Below are 3,455 nucleotides of genomic sequence, written 5' to 3'. Positions count from 1 at the left end.
AAAGAAAGGCGGAAGAAAAATGAAAGAAAACAGCAAGAAAATATATAACTTGAATGCGAAACTTCCCATCGAAAATAAAGAAATGTTAGAGGAGATCGTTGGACATTATCGGTCGAAAATTGAAGTCGGAAAAGTAAGTATCTCAGATGTACTCCAGAATTTGATCAAGACAAAGTACGATGAAATTCAAAAAGGAAAATAAAATTACGACGACAAATTAGGGGGAGAGAAAACTTTGAAGATGCAAGAAGTTGTTGAGATTCTCAATTCCAAGAAGATGAAAGTTCAGGAACTAGCCGATCAATTTGAGATCAGTAAAGATTTGCTTTCCGATATTCTCAAAGAGAACGGATACGAGTTCAGTAATAAAAGCAAATTGCGTGAGTACGTGGGTGAAGGATCTGAGCCTGATCAGGATTTCAGGGAGCTCATCAGTCAAAGGAAGTTAGGGAGAGGGAAAACCAGAAAAGATTCGGAAAGGAATTACTCTGCACCTCAGAAAAAAGTCAGAAAAAAATCTGAAAAAACTCAAACAAAAGTATCTGATTTTACTGATGAAGAGATTAAATTTGTTAAAGAATTATTTAAAGATCGCCAGGATCTCAAAGAAGATTTTGATTTAACAACACAATTAAATAATTTACCTCCTCGAAAGCCATCTAAAAAAGTTCCGTATGAGATTAGTCTAAAGACCTTTGAAGACTTTGAAGACTTTTCTAAACGGATCATTGAACAAAAGAGAATGACAAGAAATGATTTGGTCGAGATGGCCTTGAAAAGGTTTATGGAGGATGTTGGGACAGAGGGAATTTAGCAGCCTATTGGTTGAGGGGAGAGGGAGAAAGAGCTTCTCTTAACGATCGAATGTGATAGGCTGGGAATCCGACAGATGATCATACTTGAAAGCCTATTGTATATCGGGTGTCGGTGTCTTCCTTTTACACATTCGAAAAGTTTTGTACCCTTTAGGGTCGAAACGCAGTGGAGAAAGTCAGATGGTTTTCCTGACTTTACAAATCTTTAGTTTGGTTTTAGATATGAGGGGAGTGAGAGGGGTGAACAGAGGTGATTTAGATAGGATGTTGGAACGAAATGAGATCCCCGTTGCCAGAGATCGGGACGGAGATTTATATATTCTAGGATTCTCTGAATGTGTAGAACGATTTGGGTTGGAGTTTATGGAGGAGCTTTCTAGAGAAATTCAGTTTGATTTATTTATAGAGAATTTCCCTGAATTTAAATCTTCTAATCTATAATAGTGGGAGGAAAATTGTTGGGTGGTTGGGGTTAGGGTTTGATAGAAATTTGCGGAGCAAATCTTCTATTACTTTAATTTATCCTACCGACAGAACTGGAGACAAAAAAAATAAGAGTGCATCCGGTTCGAGGTCAATAACCCCAAGGGTTTCAAAGAATTTTTTTCTTAAAAAACGTGCAAGATTTTTGTTAGTTTTCTATTTTGAAAGGGGGTGAAAACTTGGGTGAAACAAATAAAAAAATAATAAAGTCTGGTAATATCGTAGAGGTTTGGGAGTATGAAGAACCCTTGAAGTATGGCTATACTCGGAAGCCAAGGGATGCGGATCCCCATCTCTCAAACTCTGTGAAGCGTCAGGAGCACTTTGAAAAACATTTACTAGACTTAGAGTACCAGGAACAGTTAAGGACGCTGGACAAGGCTTATAAGGCTGAATTATTGTCTTTGGAAGAATACGAGGATATAAGGGAAGCTGAAGCCTCTAAGGTGGCTACCCGGCACGGAGAACTGAAGAAAAAATTCGAGGCTGAGAAGATTCGATTAAAAGAAGAGTATCAAAATCGGAGTGTCAAAAGAACTCTTGAAAAGGCCACGCGTCTTGTCAACGCGAATGAGCAACAGCTGCAACGATTTTTGACTTTGACATTTAAACAGGATGTTGTTGATATCGAGTATGCGAACTCGCAATTTAATAAATTTATTAAGCGAGTTAGAACTTATTTAAGGAGGGTCGAGGTTGATAAAATAAATAAACGGAGAAAGAAAAACAAGGTGAAGGTGTCTGATCAACCTTTACCAAATATCGAATATGTATCGGTTATTGAATTTCAAACTCTGTCCAGGAACTATGTTGTCCATTACCATCTACTTTGGTCGGCTCCGTATATTCCTTTTGAAAAACTACTTCAACTTTGGGGGCTTGGAGGTGTCTGGATCAACAAGATAGACAGAAGCCTTAATGTAGGAAATTACATACTAAAGTATATGAAGAAGTCATTTAAGCAGGTCGCTAAAGAAGAAGGAGAAGAGTTTGATTTCGAAGCACAATTGAAGGCGAAAAAATCGATGGATTTACTTTGGGGAAGACAAAGGGTATTGAGGAGTGAAGGTTTAAAGGAACCTGTAGAGTACAAAGAAAAAAGCGAAATTCAAAAGATTGAATTTCGCCTTAACGATGATCTTTATGAAACTGGCAACACATACGATACTGAGTATTTTGGACGAATCCAGTACCGTAGATATCACCTACGAAAACTCGATAAATAATCGATAAATATATTATATATAAATATTTGATTACCTTCAACTTAACTGGAAAATCATATCTGAAAATAATCTGAGAAATGTTTGAGATGACCTTGATCAAGGTCATCTTTTTTTTGTTTAAAAAAATTGACCTTTTAGAGAATCTGATTAATATGTGTACAACCTAGGAGGTGAAGATGTATGAAATTTGAAATTGAGAAAAAATATTTGGTGTTAAAAGTTGAAGAAAAAGCAAATGTGAATTTATATACTCTCATTGATAACGAAACCGGTGACAAGGTGGTAAGTATTGGAGTTAAAGAAAAATCAATTAAGAATTTTGATTTCTCGAAGGTTTTGATCACGATCAGAACTCAAACTGAAAAGTTTGAAACGAAGAATGGTGTTAAATATGTAGAGGTTCTTAATACATTTGTGTCCAAGATCGAGAAGGTACAATCTTGATATTGAAACCAAATGAGTATGGATTTTTTGATGAGGATTCAGTTAAGAATAGTGGATTGGAAATTTACTCATTTGATGATCCTCCAGGTCGTGATCAACCTGTTGATCTTTGGACGTTTACTGAACTGAAGGATATTGTGAAAATCATTTTGACTCCTGAAGAACGAATAAGTATGATCGTTGGATTTCTAAAGGCTGATAAGCGACAAAAAGGTTTTGCTGCCTTGTATTCATTCCATAAGATTGTAAATTTACGATACGGTACAAATATAACCTATATCCCCGCGGGGGATGAATAAGGCGTAGCGTCTGGTTCAAAGTGAAGGTGTTTCCTTTCTCGTTCAGCTCCCCTCCGATCCAGAGCTGAGTACGAGGAAGTGGGAACACCTTCACTTTTAGAATCTGACTATTTTTTGTTTTTTTTCATTATCAAAAGAAGGAGATAAGTTAACAAATAAAGAATATGTATAGTACAGTAAAGACAAAA

Annotated in this window: 6 protein-coding genes; all 6 read left to right on the top strand. The window is 36.4% G+C overall.

Translation table 11 applies throughout. From position 1 onward, the window contains the following. Positions 1-202 (top strand): hypothetical protein (locus ACNA6I_RS22995; protein ID WP_416314225.1); only part of this gene is annotated, 202 nt, incomplete at its 5' end. 33 nt (positions 203-235) lie between these two features. Next, positions 236-814, top strand: a complete 579-nt coding sequence (locus tag ACNA6I_RS22990; RefSeq protein WP_416314224.1) for a hypothetical protein — start codon at positions 236-238, stop codon at positions 812-814. A gap of 265 nt (positions 815-1,079) precedes the next feature. Continuing rightward, a complete protein-coding gene (locus tag ACNA6I_RS22985; protein WP_416314223.1) occupies positions 1,080-1,256 on the top strand; it encodes a hypothetical protein in 177 nt (58 codons plus the stop codon). A gap of 221 nt (positions 1,257-1,477) precedes the next feature. Then, positions 1,478-2,524 (top strand): hypothetical protein, encoded by a 1,047-nt coding sequence (locus ACNA6I_RS22980; protein ID WP_416314222.1) that lies wholly within the window; start codon positions 1,478-1,480, stop codon positions 2,522-2,524. A 180-nt stretch (positions 2,525-2,704) separates the two neighbouring features. Continuing rightward, entirely contained in the window at positions 2,705-2,968 is a 264-nt protein-coding gene (locus ACNA6I_RS22975; protein WP_416314221.1) for a hypothetical protein, read from the top strand. Continuing rightward, positions 2,965-3,267 carry a hypothetical protein gene (locus ACNA6I_RS22970; protein ID WP_416314220.1) on the top strand — a complete coding sequence of 101 codons (303 nt, stop codon included), beginning with the start codon at positions 2,965-2,967 and terminating at the stop codon, positions 3,265-3,267. Before ACNA6I_RS22975 ends, ACNA6I_RS22970 begins: the two co-directional genes overlap by 4 nt. Positions 3,268-3,455: the final 188 nt, after the last annotated feature.

The sequence above is a fragment of the Rossellomorea sp. FS2 genome, assembly GCF_047915635.1.
GTDB classification, from domain to species: domain Bacteria; phylum Bacillota; class Bacilli; order Bacillales; family Bacillaceae_B; genus Rossellomorea; species Rossellomorea marisflavi_A.
This window is presented reverse-complemented; position numbering and strand designations above follow the sequence as displayed.

Excerpts from the sequence above, each read along its gene's own strand:
- ACNA6I_RS22985 (WP_416314223.1), top strand. The coding sequence starts at position 1,080 with ATGTTGGAACGAAATGAGATCCCCGTTGCCAGAGATCGGGACGGAGAT.
- ACNA6I_RS22975 (WP_416314221.1), top strand. The coding sequence starts at position 2,705 with ATGAAATTTGAAATTGAGAAAAAATATTTGGTGTTAAAAGTTGAAGAA.